Source organism: Sorangium sp. So ce836 (assembly GCF_028553905.1).
In the GTDB taxonomy this organism is placed as follows: domain Bacteria; phylum Myxococcota_A; class Polyangia; order Polyangiales; family Polyangiaceae; genus Sorangium; species Sorangium cellulosum_D.
In genome coordinates this window covers 11,207,933-11,226,309 of record NZ_CP102233.1, presented here as the reverse complement: position 1 = coordinate 11,226,309, position 18,377 = coordinate 11,207,933, and the positions used below count along the sequence as shown (strand labels likewise).

Genomic DNA, 18,377 nt, shown 5'->3' with positions numbered 1-18,377 from the left:
CCGTCGCTCGCGCACGCCGAGCACGCGGCGCGAGCAGCGCCATCACCTGCGATACTGACGACGGCTGCGACCGCGGCGGCAATCGCGGTGCCGGGCAATGCTGCTATGCACGCCGCCGCGGGCGCGCTGCGAGCGCGGCCGGGCAGCGGCGAGGGCGTGAGCCGGCGTCGTTCCCCGTCAGCCGCTCTGCAGCGCGCGAAGCACGGCCGCCTCGTTCAGCGCGTGACGGCCGCCCTGGACCGAGGCGAATCCCGCGTGGGCGAGCGCGGCGAGCGCGCGCGCGGCGCGCCGGATCTCGACCTGGCTGCGCGAGCCGCCGCGCGCGGCGAGCTCCTCCGCGGTCAGCGCCGCGCCGCCGGCGAGCAGCTTCGCGGCCAGGGCGACGTGCGGCGCCGAGCGGGGCGAGCGCCGCCGCGCGTGGCTCCTCGCGGCGCTCACCAGCCGCTGGACGCCGCGCGCCTGGAGCAACGCCGCGGGCGGCATCGCGAGATCCCGGAGCGACGGCGAGGCCGGCCTCGCGGCGACCTTCACGGCCGTGCCGCCCGGCGCCGGCGCGAGCGGGGCCGCGGGCGACGCAGGGAGGTGGCTCCGCGGCGCGCCGGGAGCGGGAGTCGCCAGCGCGCGGGGCGCGGGCGCGGGGAGCGCGCCGGGAGCGGGCGCGGCGTGCGCGCTGGGAGCGGGCGCGGCGTGCGCGCCGGGAGCGGGCGCCGCCTGCGGGCGCGCGCCGTCGCTCTGGCCGGCGCGCGCCACGATCTCGTTCTGGATCACCACCTTGACCACGCCGGCGACCTGCAGCGCCGTGCGCAGCCGTCCGGCCTCGGCCTCGGCCGCCCTGCGCGCCTCGTCGGCCTGCTCGAGGTGCTGCTTGAGGCGGCGGATCTCGGCCCGCAGCGCGGCGCTCGGATCCGGCGCCGGCGGGCGCGCGAGCTCGCCCGCGAGCGCCTCGCGCAGCTCGTCGATGAGCGTGGTCAGCGCGGCGTCGGCGATCCGCGGCGCGCCGCCGGCCTCGCCGGTCCAGCTCGGCGCGTCGCCGCCGTGGGCGGTGTGGCGGGCGCGCCAGCGCTCGAAGCGGCCGGCGGCGGGCAGGTAGAACTCGCCGGACGGGAGCGCGCGGAACTCCTCGAACGGGTGGCCGTCGACGAGCGCCTTCACCGCGTCGTAGTCGCGCTCGATCTCGAAGCCGCCGATCGCCGGGAAGTTGAGCTGGCTCATGAGCTCCTTCGAGACGGCCTGCGTGCGCTGGCTCGCGACGACGAGGAGGACGCCGCGCTTGCGGCCCTGCTTGGCGAGGCGGTGCAGGATCTCCGAGGTGAGCGACGCGCCCGATTGCGGGGCGAAGAGGTGCACCTCCTCGACCACGACGGCCGCCGGCGCGCGGCGCTCGGACAGGAGCGCCCAGAGCCGCTCGAGGAACGGGAGCGCGGCCTCCTGCTGGGCGCGGCTCGTCGGCTGGTCGGACAGGTCGACGACGAGGCCGAGCCCTTCGTCGAGCACCCGCGCGAGCGCGAGCTCCGCCGCGCGCTCGCGGGGCGAGAGCGGCAGGTCCGCGTGGGCGCCGCCGAGGACGAGCGCGCGGAACCGCTCCCGCAGCGTGTGGAGCTCCCCCTCGGGATCGATCGCGACGACGGGGATGCCGGCCGCGAGCAGCTCCTCGCAGAAGACCCCGACGCCGAAGCTCTTGCCGCGCCCGGACGAGGCCCAGATGCCGACGCGCAGGCCGGTGCGCGCGTAGTCGGAGAGATCGAGTCGGTAGCCGTCGCAGAGGGAGAGGATGGGGCTCAAGGGGTCGCCTCCCGGGGGGGCTCGGGGCTGGTCGCGCTCGCGGGTGAACTGTAGGCGAGCGCGGCGGGGCGGGCGAGCCGGGCAGGCGGCATCGCACGGAAGCGGCGGGCGCGCGGCCGGGGCCCGCGGCCGGCATCCTCGAAGGGGCGACCGCGCGTTCGAGGCACGCAGCGGGCCGGGGTGGCGTTCCGGGGTGGCGTTCCGCCGTCGGCGCTGCCTCGACCGCCTGACCACAGCGGCGGTCCGAAGCAGCTGCGGCGCCGGCAGGGGGTCGCCCCCCCCGGGCGACCAGGCGCGATGCCAGGCGAGGCGGGGGGTCGCCCCCCCTGGCCAAGGAGCAGCGCTTCACGGAGCTCGTGAAGCACTGCGACGCCGCGATCGAGCACGACTTTGTCAATGGCAGTTCGCCCGTCCGAATGCTGCTGCGATGATGTTCGTGTGCGGCTCCGCTCCGCGGGCGCCTGCGCTCCCAGCGCCCGCGCCGCGAGGATCGAGCTCGCTATTCATCGGACTCCTGGGTGGGGCGCTCTCCAAGACGCTGGAGGCGCTGCCCCGAGGGGCCACCCACCACGACCCAGGGGGCCGCCGGGTCGTACGCCGTAGCGCCCCATACCGGCAGCGGCGGTCCTTGAGCGATCTCAGCAAGACCGTGTCGCTTTATTTCATCACCGATAGCCGTCAACCTATAGCGAGCCTCTAGCATAGGTGGCCTGTCCGTCCTATAGGGCACACTCTCCAGTGCGGCCTCAGCCCCACGGTGCTCGGCCCACTGGCGCAGCCGCATGGCAAAATAGCAATCGCTGATGCGTATCATCCAATAATTTAGCAGCTCTGCGCCAGCCGGCGAGCGGTGCATCAATACATCCACGGGCGTCGACCAGTCTTCGCCGAGACACGAGAATAAGAGCTCGTCAATCCGAGATGGGGTGAGCGTGCAGCCGTCCACCCGAGGAAAGAATGCCGCTTGGTGGGTGCCCAGCTCTACGAGATCCTTCCGTGCTCGAACTGCGTGCCCTCCCTCGGTGGACAGGACCGGAGACCGACCGGATACCTTTCGCCAAGAGCGCCCCATATGCTGGACGCGCGTCCGAGATAGAGCGCGCGCGTCGTCCAGACCGCGGCGCGCGTCAGCCGGCTTCACGTGGACGAACCCACGGCTAAACCCATCCTCCGGCGCATCTCCCAGGACGACGATGTCGAGATCCGGGCGCTCGGGCCGATAGCGGAGCCTCCATGCGCAGAGCGCCCACAGCATCAGCCTATCGCTCCACAACCCGGACGTCCATACGACGGTTCTCTGCCGTGATTTCAACGCATTCATAACATCGTGAAATCGTGAGCGAAATTGCGTTCTTTCCCGCCCTTGAAGGTTCCAATAATCGCACCGCAGCGCGCAATGGTCTTCGGGGTCGGACGCGCACGGCCCTTCCAGCATATTATCGCGCACGAAACGTACAGGAAGGCGAAGCCCGCGCCGCACCGCTCTCCGAATGTCCTCATTTGTGGCGATGTGTATCGTCATTGAAACCTCAAAATAGACACTTTTTGCAGTCCGGCGATGGAGGATCCCCGGACTCGCACCGCCTAAAGCAGGCCCGACACTTCGTGCCATCGCTTCCAGAGCCTGGTCTTGCACAAGACCACGGACCGTGGTTTATGCAATCCTGATACTTCTCATCGCAGCTGCGATTGCTTGTCTGCTCGCAGTCGGCCCGACAGCTCAAATAGGTTGCGTGCGCGCTGTCCTGACATGCCCGTCGTTGCGCTTCGTCATCCGTTTTCCCACACTGAGCCGATGCGTCCTCGTAGTCCGCCTGGCACTTCTCGTTGCATGGGCTCTCGGCCGCGATGTTGCAGACGGCAGGAGGTGCATCCAGGCCGTCTCGCGGCTCCGGAGGAGCATCCCCGAAGCCGCCGGCCCCGCTCGGGAGGATGATGCCGCCGCCGGCCCCGTCCGATCCCTCACCGCGGAGATAACACTCGCCCATGTCGAAATTACAAGCGATCAGGGCAAAACATGGAATGAGAAAGACTTTCTTCACTTGGAGCTCCCCCCGAATCTCCAGATGGGTCCAGCGGTGACCATCACGACCAAGCTGCCGGGAAGAACGAGGCTGCTCCCGCCGGCCCAGTCCACGTTGGCGCTCATGGATGCGCCGAACCGCCCGGCAAAGTACCAGTCGGATTGGGCGCGACCACCTGGAGCGATCCCCATCACTCGGTCGCAGAACACCGCACCGCATACAGGCATCACGTAAATCGACAGGGACGGGCCGATGCTGACGTTGCGTGTCTCCGTCACGTACCCGAGAGTGACCGCCGTCCGGTCGTAGAACCCTACCCGTGAGCCCGGAACGATGCTGAACATGTTGTGAACGTCGATCCGAAAGTCCTTCTCCCTGCGCCAGAGCACCCCGACGAACGGGCTCACCGCGAGCTTGGGCTCGGTCCCGATCTGGATCCCACCCACGCTCACGCCGCCGCTGAATTCGGAAGCCGCTGCGGGCGCCTGGGCAACGATGAGCGCGCAGGCGCAACCCCACCGTGCGAACGCGGTTGTTCGCGTGGACGACCGGAACCCCATGCTCCCCCCGACCGTTCTGGATGCTCTGATACGATCCTTGAGCGATAACGGGGCGTCAAGGGGGGGAAGGTTCGGGCGCTGACAAAATCCGCGGCGCGGTCATCACACCGTGCCGCTATCATTGTCGGGTACGCCGGCAGGACGGCCTACCTCGCGGTAGAGCCCGAGCGCCGGTGGGGCTCCGCGAGCGGCTGAGCTCCGGCGCTGTTCTGCCCTGCGATTGGTGGCGCGGGCGCCATTCGGGAACCCAGCAATTCCGGGTGCTTGGACGTAAAGGCTCGCAAGCGAGCCTCGTTCGCACGCCGTGGTGCCCAATCAAGATACCCAAACGAGGAACGAGGCCGATGGGTATGATGTTCTCCGGTTTTCGACGCCGCCGGAAGCGGGTGCTCCAGCAGCGAGCCCGCACGGCGCGGCATGAAAGCCCGCACGGCACGGCATGAAGCCCGCTGCGGAGACCGTTCGAATCCGCTGAGAGTGGATCCCGGACGGACACCGGGATGCATCGATCGCCGTCGGGTATCATCCTTGCCGGGGACGTCAGCAGAGCGACTCATCGAGCGGGGTCCGCCGCCGTCACTCGTCGACTGGGGCCGAGGTCGCGCCGCGCGCGCCGAAGGGCAGGAGCTACTGCATGTCAGAGCCAGCCTGCGATGGCTCATTTCCCTAGCCCAGAACGACCTTGATCCCGGCGCGCCGCCAGGGGTACGACGCAGGAACCCCCATGAGCGCGCCACCACGTCCCCACGACCGCCGACCCGGGCTGGCCGGGCGGTCCGTGCGAGTTGCACGAGGGGCGCGGCGCCTGCCGAAGAAAGGACCCGTCCATGTCCGAAGATCTGAAGGATGAGCGAGAGATCCGGAGCGTCATCACCCGTGTCGCTCACAACCTCGACCGGCGGCGCTGGGTCGAGCTCCGCGGCTTCTATGCGGATGTGGTATTGAACGATTTCTCGTCGCTCCTCGGAGGCGAGGCGCTCGCGCAGAAGGCCGACGACCTGCTGGCGTCCTGGAAGAAGTTCCACGGCGCCATCGATGCGTCGCAGCACTTCCTCGGCCCGATCGACGTCGAGGTGAGCGGGAAAGAGGCCTCCGCCGAGTGCCACGTGCGCGCTTACCACCGGTTCGCGCGCGCGCCGGGCGGCGAGGAGTGGATGGTCGCGGGGCACTACCGCTATGGGCTGATCCGGGAAGAAGGCGGCTGGAAGATCAAGCAGGTGACATTCGAATTCGCATACCAGAACGGCAACACGAACATGTTCGCGGAAGCGAGTCAGTAACGCCGGCTGCTCCGCGCTTCGCCGGCGCCGGGAGGTGGCCGGCCCGCGGGCGAGCGCGACCCGGCCACGCGCCTCGGGGCGCTCGATCGCGAGCCCCGCCGGCGGCCGCGCAGCGCTACCCTGCCGCGCATGCGCGACCCCCTCCCCGTGCCCCCAGGCCCCCTCGTCGATGTCCCCTGGCTCGCAGCGCACGCCGGCGATCCCCGCGTCCGCGTGGTCGACTGCCGCTGGTATCTCAGCGGCCGCCGCGGCGCCGACGAGTACGCCCGCGGGCACATCCCGGGCGCCGTCCACCTCGACGTCGACGCCGACCTCGCCGGTCCGGCGCAGGCCGGCCCCGGGCGCCACCCCCTGCCCGACGCAGCGGCGTTCGCGCGCGTGCTCGCCCGGATCGGCGTCGCGCCGGATTCGCTGGTCGTCGGCTACGACGACGCGGGCGGCGCCATCGCGGCCCGGCTCTGGTGGCTGCTGCGCTACTTCGGCCATCCGGGCGGGCGCGTGCTCGACGGCGGGCTAGAGGCGTGGACCTCGGCGGGGCACCCGCTCTCGACCGACGCGCCCGCGATCGCGCCGGCGCCGCCGATGGAGCTCGCCGGCGGCGGCGCCCCGGTCGCCGACAAGGCGGCCGTCGACCGGCTGCGCCGCGAGCGGTCGGCGGTGATCCTCGATGCGCGCGCCCGCGAGCGCTACGAAGGGCAGACCGAGCCCGTCGACGCGCGCCCGGGCCACATCCCCGGGGCGCGCTCGGCCCCGTTCGCGGAGAACCTCCGCGCGCCGTCCGGGCCGTTCCGCGAGCGCGCCGAGCTCGAGCGGCGCTACCGCGAGCTCGGCGCGCTCGAGGCGAGCACGGTGGTCTGCTACTGCGGCTCGGGCGTCACCGCCTGCCACGACCTGCTCGCGCTCGCGACGCTCGGCCGCGCGGACGCGATCCTCTACGAGGGGTCGTGGAGCGACTGGGCCCGCGACGCCGCCCTGCCCGCGGCGAAGGGCTCCGATCCCTGAGTCCCTGAGCGGCGCCCGGCGAGCGCGCGGCGCCCGGCGAGACCGCGGCGCCCAGGCGAGCGCGTCAGGTCATGCGAGCGCGCGGCCGACGACGGCCTCGATCGTCTCGCGCAGGTAGCGCACCGCGAGCGCGAGCGTGCGGGCCGCGCTCTCCGGCGTCGGCTGGAGCGCCGGCGCCACCTCCATGACGTCGCCGCCGATCAGGCCGACCTCGCGCCCGAGGCGGCGGATGAGCGCGACAACGAAATCGGGCGAGAGGCCGTCCGGCTCCGGGGTCCCGGTGGCGTCGGCGTACGCGGCGTCCGTGCCGTCGATGTCGTTCGAGAAATACACGCCCTTGACGCCGGTGCTCTTCACGTGCGCGACGATGGCGTCGAGCGCCGCCTCGGGATCGGCGCGGCACTCGGCCGCCCAGAACTGCCGCACGCCGTAGCGGCTCTCCCAGTGCTCGCGCGGCTTCTGGGAGGCGCGGACCCCCACCTGGGTCAGCCGGCCGCCGCGGCCGACCAGCTCGTTCGCGTGGTACGACCAGGTGGCGAAGCAGTACGCGACCCCGAGCCGCTCCTCGAGGAGATCGGTGTGCGCGTCGGGCTGCACGATGCCCCACGGCCGCCGCCGCGCGCCTCGCGCGCGCGCGGTCGCGATCGCGCGCGCGACCGGCAAGGCCGTGGAGTGATCGCCGCCGAGCACGATGGGCGCGACGTCCGGGTTGATCGAGAAGACGAGATCGAGCGCGCGCTCGGCGATGGAGAGCGGCGAGACCGGCAGCCGCGCGGCCACGGGCTCGGGCACGCCAGGGTAGAGGGCGCGGCGCGACGCGGCCTTCTGGGCCTCCGAGAGCATGTCGTCGTGCAGGAGCTGCGGCACGACGAACACGTCGCCGATGTCGACGAGCCCGATGTCGCGCGCCCGCTCGGGGAAATCCGGGTGAGCGTCGAGGAGCGCGGTCCGGATCGCCTGCGGGCCCATGTTGGAGCCGCGGAGGAACCCGGCGCCGACGTCGGAGGGGACGCCGAGCAAGACGGCGCGCGCGCCGGCGATGCGGTCGAACGACGCGCGGAACCGGGCGAGGACCTCGTCCTGGGTCGAGGCGCCGTAGAGCCGCCGCTGGACCTCGAGCTGCTGCGCGCGCCCGGTCGAGACGAGGTAGAGGCCTCCGGCCGCCGGGCGCAGCAGGAGCGCGAGCTCTTCGTGCGGGGTCATGCCCGACGAGGGTACGCGCCCCTCAGGAGGCCGCCAGCGAAAGGGCGGGCGCGGGGAGCGGGAAGCGCTCGGGCGCGAGGTGAGGCGCGGGCGCGCTCATCGCTTCGGGCCAGGTCGCGCCGCAGGCGACGACGCGCAGCGCCCGCAGCACGCCCGCGTGCGCGACCAGGAGGTGCGGGGACGCCCCGGACGCTGGCCCGCACGCCGGAGAGAGCGCCCGCCAGAACGACCGCACCCGGGCCTCGACCTCGATCGCCGACTCGCCCCCGGGCGGCCCGACGCGCTCCCAGCCGTCGAGCCACGCCGCGTACGCGCCCGGATCGCCGCGCTCGATCTCCGACCAGGCGCGACCCTCCCAGGCGCCATAGGCGATCTCGACGAGGCGCGCGTCGATCGCGTGCGGCACGCCGAGGCGCGACGCGAGCTCGGCCGCGGGGAGCGCGCAGCGGGAGAGCGGCGACGACCAGACCACGCCGGGGCGGAGGTCGAGGTCGCGGAGCGCGCGCTCGATCGCGGCCGCGGCGTCCCCGGGAGCGAGCTCCGCGGCGACGTCGAGGCGACCGTAGCAGACGCCGGAGAGCGCGACGGGGGCGTGGCGGAACGCGATGAGGGAAGGGGCGAGGGGATCCATGCCGGCGCGCCCGCGGCTCAGCCGCCCCGCGCGAGCGCGAGGGCGAGCAGCGCGGCGCAGTCGGCGATCTGCTGCGTCGCGCCGAGGAAGTCGCCGGTGATGCCGCCCGCGCGGGCGCGGAAGCGGAGGCCGCAGATCGCCGCGGCGGCGGCCGACGCGCCGAGCATGGCCGCCGCCTCGGCCGCCGAGACGGCCCCGGCGGCGTGCGCCGCGGCGAGCGAGAGCGCCGGCCAGAGCGAGCCGAGGAGCGCCTGCGGGAGCGCCGCCCGCGCGACCGGCCGGCTGCGCGAGCCGCCCTGGGTCACGTAGGGGAGCGCGACCATGAGCCAGATCGGCGGGGTGCGCGAGAGGCACTGCGTCAGCACCAGGGCGACCGGCGCGGCGGCGTCGAGCCGCGCGAGCAGGGCGATGCGCAGCACGAGGACCACGATCAGCGCCGCGGCGCCGAACGAGCCGATGCGGCTGTCCTTGAGGATCTCGAAAAGACGCGCGCGATCGAAGGCGCCGCCGAGCGCGTCGGCCGTGTCCGCGAGGCCGTCCTCGTGGAAGGCCCCGGTGAGGAGCAGGCCCAGCGCCACGACGACGCTGGCGGCGACGAGCGCGCCGCCCCGGTCGACGAGCAGCCACGCCGCGGCCTGGACGGCGCCGAGGCCGGCGCCCACGAACGGGAACCAGGCCGAGGCCCAGCGCCAGTCCGCGTCGGCGTACGGGAAGCCGCCGACCGGGACGCGCGTGAGGAAGGTCGTCGCCGCCCGGGCGCCGCGCAGGACCGGCGGCAGCGTCATGGAGTCCCGGGCGGCGCGCGGTCGGGCACGCTCGCGCTCGCGAACGTCGCCATGCCGGCGTGCAGGGCGCACGCGGCGTCGAGCAGGGGCAGCGCGGCCAGGGCGGCGCTCGCCTCGCCCAGCCGCATGCCGAGATCCAGCAAGGGGCGGGCCTCGAGCGCCGCGAGGACGTGGGCGTGACCGCGCTCGGCCGAGCGGTGCGCGAAGAGCATGCCCGCCCGCGCCCGGGCGTCCATCCGGACGAGCGCGAGCGCCGCGGTCGAGACGATGAAGCCGTCGACGAGCACCGCCATCCGCCGCTCGATCGCCCGCGCCATGGCGCCCACGAGCGCGGCGATCTCCTTGCCGCCGACCGCCAGCACGACGCGGCGCGGATCGGCGCGGAACGCGCTCGAGGCGGCCTGGACGCGCCGGGTCGCGTCGCGCACGACCTCGACCTTGCGCGACAGCGCGTCGCCCGCGACGCCCGTCCCCGCGCCGACGACGTCCTCCGGGGCGAGCCCGAGGAGCAGCGCCGCCATGGCCGACGCCGCCGTGGTGTTGCCGATGCCCATCTCGCCGAGCAGGACGACGCGCGTGTCGCCCCCGAGCGCGTCGATCTCGGCGGCGCCGGCGCGGAGCGCGCGCTCGTAGACGTCCTCCGAGAGCGCGTCCTCGACCCGCAGATCGCCGATGGGATCGTCGGCGACCGGATCGCGCCGCAGCCGCGCGCCGGCGCCGCCCGCGCGCTCGTACGGGTGGGCGACGCCGACGTCCACGACCCGCAGCTCGACCCCGAGGTGCCGGCAGAGCACGCTGGAGGCGGCGCCGCCGCGCACGAAGTTCGCGACCATCGCCGCCGTGACCTCGGCCGGGTAGGCCGACACGCCGTGCCGGGCGACGGGGTGATCGGCGGCGAACAGCACCGCGGCCGCAGGCCGGCTCGCGGGTGGACCGCCCTGGATGCCCGCGAGCGCCACGGCGAGATCCTCGAGCGCCCCGAGGCTGCCGCGCGGCTTTGTCAGCGTGTCCTGACGCGCGCGCGCCGCGCCCGCCGCGCCCGCGTCGAGCTCCGGGAACACCCAGGGAGGCGAGAGAGCCATGTTTCGGGTTTTCTACTCTCCCGCGGGAGGCCGGGGAAGCGCGTTGACCGTCCCGGAGGCCCGTGATAGCCGCCCGTGCGGCCGAAGAGGTCCCGTGCGCGGAGATGGAGAGACGCAGATCCTCGCGGGACCGAGGCAGGCCGGCTGGCGGCGACGTGGAGATGCCGCGGCGCGCGCTCGTTCGAACAGGTCCAGGATGTCGCTGCGTGCCCTCGTCGTCTGCCTCTGCTCCTCCGCGGCCGTCCTGTCCGGGTGCGGCGGCGCCGGCGCGCCCCCGGACGACGGCGCCGGCGAGCCCGCCGCCGCGGCGGGCGCGGGCGGCTCGTGCCTCTCCGGCGGCCACGGCGGCGCTCCCGGAGCGGACGCGGCGGCGTGCGACGGTCCGGGCGCGCGGTTCGCGACGAGCGTGGTGTCGGCCTGCTTCGGGCCGGGGCAGGGGTTCGGGCAGGACCGGTACCCGGACGTCGTCCTCGGCCCGCCGAAGGGCGGCGGCTGCTGCGGCGGCTCGCTGGACGTGCTCTCGCTCGGCGACGGCGGGTCGATCGTCGTGGCGTTCGAGGGCAACGCGATCGTCGACGGGCCCGGGGCCGATTTCCTGGTGTTCGAGAACGCCTTCGGGCGCGGCGACGACGCCGCGAGCGTGTTCGCCGAGCTCGCGACGGTCGAGGTGAGCGAGGACGGCGCCGCCTGGTCGGCGTTCCCCTGCGCCGCGGACCGCTATCCGTACGACGGCTGCGCCGGATGGCACCCGGTGCACGCCAACCCCGACGAGAACGACATCGATCCGCTCGACCCGCCGTCGGCGGGCGGCGACCCGTTCGATCTGGCCGAGATCGGGGTCCCGCTCGCGCGGTTCGTGCGGATCACCGATCGCGCCGGCACGCCCGACGTCTTCGACCTCGATGCCGTGGGCATCGTCCACGCGCTGTGCCCGTGAGGCGCCCCTGGGCGCTCGCCTGCGCGGCGCTCGTGGCCGCCGCCGGCCTCGCCCCGCGCGCGCGGGGCCAGGAGGCGGGCGCGGGCGGCCGGGAGGGCGCGGCGGGCGGCGGCGCGCGCGAAGGCGGCGCGCGCGAGGAACGGGGCGACGGCGTCGCCGCGCCGGCCGAGAGCGCGCCGGCCCGGCCGCGCCGCCGGGCGCTCGAGGTGCGCGTCGAGGGGCAGCGCGCGTCGACCGTGGCCGCGCGGGATCCCACCGCGGCGTCCCACGTGATCCGCGGCGACGAGCTCCGCGCGCCGGGCGCCGCGGCGTCCGCGGTGCTGAGCCGCGTCCCCGGCCTCCAGGTCTCCCGCACGGGCGCCGCGTCGGACCTCGCGACCGCGTCCATCCGCGGCGCGAGCAGCGCCGAGACGCCGGTGTACCTCGCGGGCGTCCGGCTCAACGACGACGTGACCGGCACCGCCGATCTCTCGACGGTCCCGCTCTGGATGATCCAGCGCGTCGAGGTCTACCGGGGCAACGCGCCCGAGCACGCCGATCGCCTCGGGATCGGCGGCGCCATCTTCTTCGAGCCGTCGCTGCCGCGCGCGCCCCGCGCCTCCGTCGGGCTCGGCGCCGGCAGCTTCGGCGAGCGCGCCGCGTGGGCGTCGGCCGGCCTCGGCGACGACCGCGCCGGCGCCATGATCGCGATCGGCCGGCGCGCCGCCGACAACGACTACCTCGTCACGGACAGCCGGACGGGGCGCGCGCTGCCCAGGCCGAACGCCGACGCCGACGCCTACGACCTCTGGAGCATCGGCCGCTACCGCCTGCCCGGCGGCGGCAGCGTCACGGCGATCGGCAACGGCTTCGCGCGCGACCAGGGCGCGACCGGCCTCTCGGAGACGCCGGCGCGGGCCGCGCGCGCCCACGTGCAGCGCTGGCTCGGCGCGCTCGCCGCGGTCGCCCCGTGCGCCGGCCCGCCGGAGGGCGGCGTCGATCGGTGCCGCCTCGAGCTCACGAGCTCGTCGGTCCTCTCGAGCCAGGTCGTCCGCGATCCGCGGGGCGAGCTCGGCCTGCTGTCGCCGCTCGTCGCCAGCCGCGGCGCGCGCGGCGCCGGGCAGGCCGCCGTCCGCTACCGCCCGGCCGACGACCTCGCCGTCTCGGCCTCGGCGGCCCACGAGCGCGAGCTCCTCGCCCTCGATCGCGTGGGCGGCGCGCCGCTCCGCGCCTCGCGCGCCACCTCCCGCGCGTCGGTGAGCCTTCGTTACGCGCCCATCCCCTCGCTCGAGGGCTACGCGCTCGGCGCCCTGGAGCTCCACCGGACCAGCCACGGCGGCGCCGGCGGTCCGCTCGCCTCGCTCGAGCCGAGCGGCCGCCTCGGCGCCCGGCTCCGCCTCGCGGGCGGCGGCGTCTCGCTCTTCGGAAACCTCGGCCGCTACGTGCGCGTCCCCGCGCTCGGCGAGCTCTACGGCAGCTCCCCGATCGTCATCGGCAACCCGGAGCTCGCCCCCGAGCGCGGCCTCTCGGCCGAGCTCGGCGTGCGCCTCGCCGCGGCGGCGCCGGCCGCGCGCGCCGAGGTCTCCCTCGAGATCCTCGGCTTCTCGCGCTTCGCCTCGGGGCTCGTCGCGCACCGCCCCGCCTTCATCGGCGTGCTGCGGCCGTACAACGTCGCGAGCGCGCGCGTCCTCGGCGTGGAGCTCACCGCGTCCGCCTCGGCGCTCGACCACCTCCGCGCCGGCCTCGCGCTCACCGCGCTCGATCCGCGGGACACCTCGCCGGGCCGCGCGCTCGCGAACGACCTCATCCCGTACCAGTCGCGCCTCGTGGCGGCGCCGTCCCTGGAGGTGTACGCGGAGCCCGCGCGGCTCGGCGTCGACCGCGCCTCGCTCTCGGCGCGGGTCTTCTACCGCGCCTCGCGCGCCGCCGACCCCGCGGGGCTCCGGCCGCTGCCGGAGCAGGCGACGGCCGACGTTGAGCTCGCGATCCTCGCGCTCCGGCGGCGGCTCTCGGCGCGCTTCGCGATCGCGAACGTCTTCGCCGCGAGGACGTTCGATCTGTTCAACCTCGAGCTCCCCGGGCGGAGCTTTCACATAGCGACGGAGGTGTGGTGGTGACGGCTTCTCGCATCGACCTGGGGCGGGGGACGGCGGCCCTCGGGGCCCTCTCTCGGACGATCCTCGCCGCGGGGGCGGCGGGCGCGCTGATCGGGTGCAACGCGCCGGAGCCGCCGCCGAGCACCGGCGGCACGGACGTCGTCGCGGGCCCGTGCGGGCGCGGCGCGGTCGTGGTCAGCAGCGACTACCAGTCCACGAACGTCAGCCTGGTGAGCTGGGACGGCGCGGTGCTCTCCGCGTCGATCGTCTCGTCGGGCTCGAGCTCGCCCGGCCTCGCCTCGCCGCTCTCGGGGGACGTCGTGGTCCCGACGACGCCGGTCCGTGGGGATCGGCTGGCGCTGCTCGATCGCTCCGCGTCCGTGCTCACGTGGATCGACGTCCGGAGCGGCGAGCCCGCGGGGCAGCTCACCCTCGCCACCGCGTTCCGCGCGAACCCGCAGGACTACGTCGAGGTCTCGCCGGGCAAGGCGTACGTCACGCGCCACGAGCCGAACCTCGACCCGGACGCCGCGCCGATCGACGGCGGGAGCGACGTGCTCGTCGTCGACCCCGGCGCCCGCGCGATCGTCGGCCGGATCGATCTCGCGCCCGCCCTGGCCGGGGAGGACCCGGGGTTCTACCCCCGGCCGGGCCGCGCGGTGCTGGTCGGCGACAGCCTCTACGTGCTGCTCACGGCGACCTCGCTCGACTTCGTCGCGTCGGCCGAGTCGCGCCTGGTCGAGATCGACGCGCGCAGCGACGCGATCCGGGAGGTCACGGTGCTCGAGGGGCTCCACGGGTGCGGGGGGCTTGCCGCGTCCGCCGGCGGATCGAGGCTCGCGGTCGTGTGCCCCGGGACGTTCGGCGGCGACGCCACGTCGAACGCCGGCGAGGCCGGCCTCGTCGTCCTCGCGCGCCGCGACGGGCGCCTCGTCGAGGAGGCGCGCTGGACGGCCGCCGAGCTCGGCGCGGGGACGCCCGGCTTCTCCGTCGCGTTCGCCTCCGAGGACCGCCTCCTGTTCTCGACGCTCGGCCGCGACGCGCTCAGCGCGGGGGGGCCGGTCGACGACACGCTCACGTCGGTCGAGCTCGCCGGCTCCGCGCCCGAGCGCGGCGATCCCGAGGTCCTGCTGCGCTCGAAGGAGCTCCCGTTCTCCCTCGGCGAGGTGCGCTGCGCCGAGGCGTGCGGGCGGTGCCTCGCCGCGGACGCCGAGACCGACGGGGGCGTCGTCCACCGCTTCGACGTCGGCGCCGACGGCAGCGCGCTCGTGCACGCGGGCGCCTTCCACGTCGACCCGCGGGTCGGCTTGCCGCCGCGGTACCTCGGCGCGTTCTGATCGGCCCCGGTGCCGGCCTGCTGCGCGGTCCGAGCCGCTGGTCGGCTTCGGGCCGCGCGCCGCGCGAGACGCGCGGTCAGAGGAGGTTCTGAAAAGGCACGCCGGCAGGCAGGCGCGGCGCGGTGGACTCCCGCGGGAGTCCTTCGGTCGTATCGGTGGAGCTGAGGGGGATCGAACCCCTGACCTCATGACTGCCAGTCATGCGCTCTCCCAGCTGAGCTACAGCCCCGGTCGTTGGGAGCGGCATATCTACAGCCTCTCGCTCCGCTTGTCTCTACTTTTTTTCGTCGGCGCGTCGTTTCCGTCCGGTCCCGTCCGCCTCACGCTCGCCGGGCCCGTTTTGCGGCCCCTGCGCCCCCGGCGGAGCTGCGCGCCCCGCCGGGGTGGCCGTTCGGGCGGGCTGCCCTCAGAAGTTCATCAGCTTCGCCAGGTAGTACTTCATCGTCTCGGTCGTCCCGCCGCCGATGCGGAGGAGCCGCTGGTCGCGCCAGGCGCGCGCGATCGGGAACTCCTCGATGTAGCCCCAGCCGCCGTGGAACTGCAGGCAGGTGTCCACGACGTCGTTCGCCACGTCGCCGGCCAGGATCTTCGCCATCGAGATGAGCTTCACCGTGTCGAAGCTGATCGGCACCTTCCGCACGTACCGCTCGTCGTTGTAGTGGTCGACGCACTTGTAGACGAACGCGCGCGCCGCCTCGCAGCGCGTGTACAGGTCCACGAACCTGTGCTGCCACGACTCGCGCTTGATGATCGGCTTGCCGAACGCCGTCCGCTCGCGCCCGTACTCGACCGACCTGTCGAGTGTCACGAACGAGCTCGCGATCGCGCCCACCGCGGCGACCAGCCGCTCGGTCTGGAAGTTCTGCATCAGGTACGCGAAGCCCTGGTCCGGCTCGCCGAGCAGGTAGCGCCGCGGCACCCGCACGTCCTCCAGGAAGAGCTCCGCCGTGTCCGACGACTTGTTGCCGATCTTCTTCAGCTTCTTCGCGACGTTGAAGCCGCGGAGCGCCGTCGGCACGAGGAAGAACGAGCAGCCGTGGGCCCCCTTGTCCGGCGACGTCTTCGCGAGCAGCGTCACGAAGTCGGCGCGCGTCCCGTTCGTGATGAACGTCTTCTGCCCGTTCAGCACGTAATCGTCGCCGTCCTTGCGCGCGGTGGTCCCGATCCCGGCCACGTCGCTGCCGGCCCCCGGCTCCGAGACGCCGAGCGCCGCGATCTTGTCGCCCGCGAGCGCCGGCCGGAGGAACTCCTCGATCTGCTCCTTCGTGCCGATGTCGCTGATCACCGGCGTCGCCATGTCGCTCTGGACGAGCAGCCCCATCGAGACGCCCGCCATCGTGCAGTGCACGAGCTCCTCGGCCTTCGCCGTCGAGAACCAGTAGTCGAGCCCGGCGCCGCCGTGCTCCTCCGGGAAGTGCGCGCCCAGGATCCCGAGCTCGCCGGCGCGCTTGAACACCCAGTTGGGGAAGCACTCCGACGCCTCCCACTCCTCCACGTGTGGAGCGAGCTCCTTCTCTGCGAAGGCCCGCACCGTTTTCCTGAACTGCTGATGTTCCTCTGTGAACGGCTGCCACATCGCGAACCCCTCCTCGCCGGCGGACCGAAAAAAATTCGTACACGAAACATTTTCCAGCGCAAGCGCCGCGCCGCCGCGCTTGCGCCCGCGCCCGGTTCGCCGTGTCGAGATCGAGCGGGCCCGCGCGTCGCCGCATGGAAAACGGGGGCCGATGGCGCGGCGCGCGACCGCGGCGCGGGCGGCACGGGCGGCGCGGACCGCTGGAGACGCCGCGTGGGCCGTTCGTCGAAGGCGCGAAACATGAATCGGCGCGCGCACCCATCCACGCAGTCTGCGGGCTCTGCTAGCCTCCGGGCCACATGCGATTCCTCGTCCTGTCACGCAACGCGTCCCTCTACTCGACGAGCCGCATCGTGCTCGCGGGGCGCGCGCGTGGTCACGACGTCAGCGTCATCGATCCGCTCGATTTCCAGATCGTGGTGTCGCGCGGTCGGCCGTCGCTGCTCGTCGGTGGTTCGGCGGTGCCCCGCTTCGACATCGTGATCCCGCGCATCGGCGCCAGCATCACGAACTACGGCCTCGCCGTGGTCCGCCAGTTCGATCTCATGGGCGTCCCGGTCCTGAACGGCGCCGTCTCGATCGCGCGGAGCCGGGACAAGCTGCGCGCGCTCCAGCTGCTCACGCGCCGCAAGCTCAACGTGCCGATCACCGTCTGCGCCCGCAGCCCGGCCGGCGTCGAGGCGGCGCTCTCGCTCGTCGGCGGCTGCCCCGCGATCGTGAAGCTGCAGCAGGGGACCCAGGGCATCGGCACCATGCTCGCCGAGACGCCGCACGCCGTGCACGCGCTGCTCGAGACGTTCTGGGCCATGGGCCAGGACATCGTGCTCCAGGAGTACGTGCGCGAGTCGAAGGGGCGCGACATCCGCGTCATCGTCGTCGGCGGCCGCGTGGTCGCGTCGATGCGGAGGGTCGCGAAGCCGGGCGAGTTCCGCTCGAACCTCCACCGCGGCGGCAAGGGCGACCGGGTGAAGCTGCCGCGCGTCTACCGGAGCGTCGCGATCCGCGCCGCGAAGGCGATGGGCCTCGAGGTCGCCGGCGTCGACATGCTCGAGGCGCGCTCCGGGCCCAAGATCCTCGAGATCAACAGCTCGCCCGGGCTGGAGGGGATCGAGCGCGCGAGCGGCGTCGACGTCGCGGGCGCGATCATCAGCTACGCCGAGCGGTACGCGGTGGAGCAGCGCGGCCTGAGCCGCCGCATGCTCGAGGCGCGGATCGCCGAGGTGATCCACGACGAGCGCATGCCGCCGACGCGGCGGCTCAGCCGCGCGGCGGAGAACGGGGCCGGCGCGAACCGCAGGAAGCCCGCGGTGCTGACGAACGGGAGGGGCGCGCGGAGGGCCGCCTCGTGACCCTCGGGGTCGAGGCGGCCGGCGACGCGGTCGTCCTGACCATCGATCGCCCCGAGTGCCGGAACGCCATCGACAGCGCCTTCGCGAGGCGCCTCGGCGAGGCGATCCGCCTCGCCTCCTCGGACCCGCGCGTGCGCGGCGTCGTGATCACCGCGGCGGGCGGCGACGTCTTCGTGGCGGGCGGCGACATCCGCGAGCTCCACGCGCTCGCCGAGGGCGGCGCGGCGGGCGGCGAGGTCCTCGCGATGTTCGAGGGCTTCTCGGCGTTCGAGGAGAGCGAGGTGCCGATCGTCGCCGCGGTGCAGGGCGACGTGCTGGGCGGCGGCTGCGAGCTGCTCCTGCTCTGCGATTTCGTCGTGGTCGAGGAGCACGCCGCGCTCTCGTTCCGCCACGTCAAGATGGGCCTGTCGCCGGCGTGGGGCGGGCTGACGCGGCTCTGCGAGCGGGTGGGGCCGCTGCAGGCGTCGCGGCTGCTCCTGACGGCGGAGCGGATCGACGCCGCCGAGGCGCTCCGGATCGGCCTCGTGAGCGAGGTCGTCCCGACCGGCGCGGCGCGGAGCCGCGCGATCGCGCAGGTGAACCGCATCGCCGACAGCCCGCGCACCTCGGTCGCGGCGATGAGGCGGGCGCTGTGCAAGGCGCGCGAGGCGCTGCGCGCCTCCGCGGTGGAGGTCGAGCGGCGGGCGTTCGCCGAGCAGTGGAACGGCCCCGAGCACCGCCGGGCGATGGATGCGTTCCTGAGCAAGAAGTGACC

Annotated in this window: 14 protein-coding genes and 1 tRNA gene; 7 read left to right on the top strand and 8 right to left on the bottom strand. The window is 74.0% G+C overall.

From position 1 onward, the window contains the following. Positions 1-177: 177 nt before the first annotated feature. Positions 178-1,782, bottom strand: a complete 1,605-nt coding sequence (locus NQZ70_RS40930; protein ID WP_237244512.1) for a helicase HerA domain-containing protein — start codon at positions 1,780-1,782, stop codon at positions 178-180. Positions 1,783-3,820: 2,038 nt separating this feature from the next. After that, entirely contained in the window at positions 3,821-4,258 is a 438-nt protein-coding gene (locus tag NQZ70_RS40925) for a hypothetical protein (RefSeq protein ID WP_237244511.1), read from the bottom strand. A 935-nt stretch (positions 4,259-5,193) separates the two neighbouring features. Between NQZ70_RS40925 and NQZ70_RS40920 the strand changes: the two genes are divergently transcribed. Both NQZ70_RS40920 and NQZ70_RS40915 read left to right on the top strand, forming a co-directional pair. After that, the gene (locus NQZ70_RS40920) at positions 5,194-5,646 is read left to right on the top strand and encodes a nuclear transport factor 2 family protein (RefSeq protein WP_129579062.1); all 453 of its coding nucleotides are present in this window, start codon (positions 5,194-5,196) and stop codon (positions 5,644-5,646) included. A 129-nt stretch (positions 5,647-5,775) separates the two neighbouring features. Next, on the top strand, positions 5,776-6,648 hold the full coding sequence (locus tag NQZ70_RS40915; protein ID WP_129579061.1) for a sulfurtransferase: 873 nt from the start codon (positions 5,776-5,778) through the stop codon (positions 6,646-6,648). A gap of 69 nt (positions 6,649-6,717) precedes the next feature. Here NQZ70_RS40915 and NQZ70_RS40910 read toward each other — a convergent pair whose 3' ends face one another. Genes NQZ70_RS40910 through cobT form a run of 4 tightly spaced genes read right to left on the bottom strand, consistent with a single transcriptional unit; the run spans position 6,718 to position 10,349 of the window. Next, the gene (locus NQZ70_RS40910; RefSeq protein ID WP_129579060.1) at positions 6,718-7,851 is read right to left on the bottom strand and encodes an arginase family protein; all 1,134 of its coding nucleotides are present in this window, start codon (positions 7,849-7,851) and stop codon (positions 6,718-6,720) included. A 22-nt stretch (positions 7,852-7,873) separates the two neighbouring features. Then, positions 7,874-8,482: a histidine phosphatase family protein gene (locus tag NQZ70_RS40905; protein WP_129579059.1), complete on the bottom strand. Its 609-nt coding sequence runs from the start codon at positions 8,480-8,482 to the stop codon at positions 7,874-7,876. Between the two features lie 17 nt (positions 8,483-8,499). Beyond that, positions 8,500-9,267: an adenosylcobinamide-GDP ribazoletransferase gene (locus NQZ70_RS40900; RefSeq protein WP_129579058.1), complete on the bottom strand. Its 768-nt coding sequence runs from the start codon at positions 9,265-9,267 to the stop codon at positions 8,500-8,502. Then, positions 9,264-10,349: a nicotinate-nucleotide--dimethylbenzimidazole phosphoribosyltransferase gene (cobT, locus tag NQZ70_RS40895; RefSeq protein WP_129579057.1), complete on the bottom strand. Its 1,086-nt coding sequence runs from the start codon at positions 10,347-10,349 to the stop codon at positions 9,264-9,266. Before cobT ends, NQZ70_RS40900 begins: the two co-directional genes overlap by 4 nt. 196 nt (positions 10,350-10,545) lie before the next feature. Here cobT and NQZ70_RS40890 point away from each other — a divergent pair, with 196 nt between their 5' ends. The 3 genes from NQZ70_RS40890 to NQZ70_RS40880 are packed head-to-tail and all read left to right on the top strand — an operon-like array spanning position 10,546 to position 14,698. After that, a complete protein-coding gene (locus NQZ70_RS40890) occupies positions 10,546-11,286 on the top strand; it encodes a hypothetical protein (protein WP_129579056.1) in 741 nt (246 codons plus the stop codon). Next, the gene (locus tag NQZ70_RS40885; protein WP_165374416.1) at positions 11,283-13,382 is read left to right on the top strand and encodes a TonB-dependent receptor; all 2,100 of its coding nucleotides are present in this window, start codon (positions 11,283-11,285) and stop codon (positions 13,380-13,382) included. Before NQZ70_RS40890 ends, NQZ70_RS40885 begins: the two co-directional genes overlap by 4 nt. After that, positions 13,379-14,698, top strand: a complete 1,320-nt coding sequence (locus NQZ70_RS40880) for a hypothetical protein (RefSeq protein WP_129579054.1) — start codon at positions 13,379-13,381, stop codon at positions 14,696-14,698. Before NQZ70_RS40885 ends, NQZ70_RS40880 begins: the two co-directional genes overlap by 4 nt. A gap of 156 nt (positions 14,699-14,854) precedes the next feature. Here NQZ70_RS40880 and NQZ70_RS40875 read toward each other — a convergent pair. After that, a tRNA-Ala gene (locus NQZ70_RS40875) sits at positions 14,855-14,927 on the bottom strand. A gap of 177 nt (positions 14,928-15,104) precedes the next feature. Next, positions 15,105-16,274 (bottom strand): acyl-CoA dehydrogenase family protein, encoded by a 1,170-nt coding sequence (locus tag NQZ70_RS40870; RefSeq protein WP_129579053.1) that lies wholly within the window; start codon positions 16,272-16,274, stop codon positions 15,105-15,107. A gap of 299 nt (positions 16,275-16,573) precedes the next feature. On the opposite strand from NQZ70_RS40870, the gene NQZ70_RS40865 reads away from it, so the two are divergent. Both NQZ70_RS40865 and NQZ70_RS40860 read left to right on the top strand, forming a co-directional pair. Beyond that, positions 16,574-17,623 carry a RimK family alpha-L-glutamate ligase gene (locus tag NQZ70_RS40865; protein ID WP_129579052.1) on the top strand — a complete coding sequence of 350 codons (1,050 nt, stop codon included), beginning with the start codon at positions 16,574-16,576 and terminating at the stop codon, positions 17,621-17,623. Next, complete coding sequence (locus tag NQZ70_RS40860; RefSeq protein WP_129579051.1) at positions 17,620-18,375, top strand: enoyl-CoA hydratase/isomerase family protein; 756 nt, start codon at positions 17,620-17,622, stop codon at positions 18,373-18,375. Before NQZ70_RS40865 ends, NQZ70_RS40860 begins: the two co-directional genes overlap by 4 nt. Positions 18,376-18,377: the final 2 nt, after the last annotated feature.

Bases quoted from the DNA above. Each gene is read 5' to 3' on its own strand.
- NQZ70_RS40920 (WP_129579062.1), top strand. From the start codon at position 5,194: ATGTCCGAAGATCTGAAGGATGAGCGAGAGATCCGGAGCGTCATCACC.
- NQZ70_RS40890 (WP_129579056.1), top strand. From the start codon at position 10,546: ATGTCGCTGCGTGCCCTCGTCGTCTGCCTCTGCTCCTCCGCGGCCGTC.
- NQZ70_RS40905 (WP_129579059.1), bottom strand. From the start codon at position 8,482: ATGGATCCCCTCGCCCCTTCCCTCATCGCGTTCCGCCACGCCCCCGTC.
- NQZ70_RS40870 (WP_129579053.1), bottom strand. From the start codon at position 16,274: ATGTGGCAGCCGTTCACAGAGGAACATCAGCAGTTCAGGAAAACGGTG.
- NQZ70_RS40865 (WP_129579052.1), top strand. From the start codon at position 16,574: ATGCGATTCCTCGTCCTGTCACGCAACGCGTCCCTCTACTCGACGAGC.
- NQZ70_RS40915 (WP_129579061.1), top strand. From the start codon at position 5,776: ATGCGCGACCCCCTCCCCGTGCCCCCAGGCCCCCTCGTCGATGTCCCC.
- NQZ70_RS40900 (WP_129579058.1), bottom strand. From the start codon at position 9,267: ATGACGCTGCCGCCGGTCCTGCGCGGCGCCCGGGCGGCGACGACCTTC.
- cobT (WP_129579057.1), bottom strand. From the start codon at position 10,349: ATGGCTCTCTCGCCTCCCTGGGTGTTCCCGGAGCTCGACGCGGGCGCG.
- NQZ70_RS40910 (WP_129579060.1), bottom strand. From the start codon at position 7,851: ATGACCCCGCACGAAGAGCTCGCGCTCCTGCTGCGCCCGGCGGCCGGA.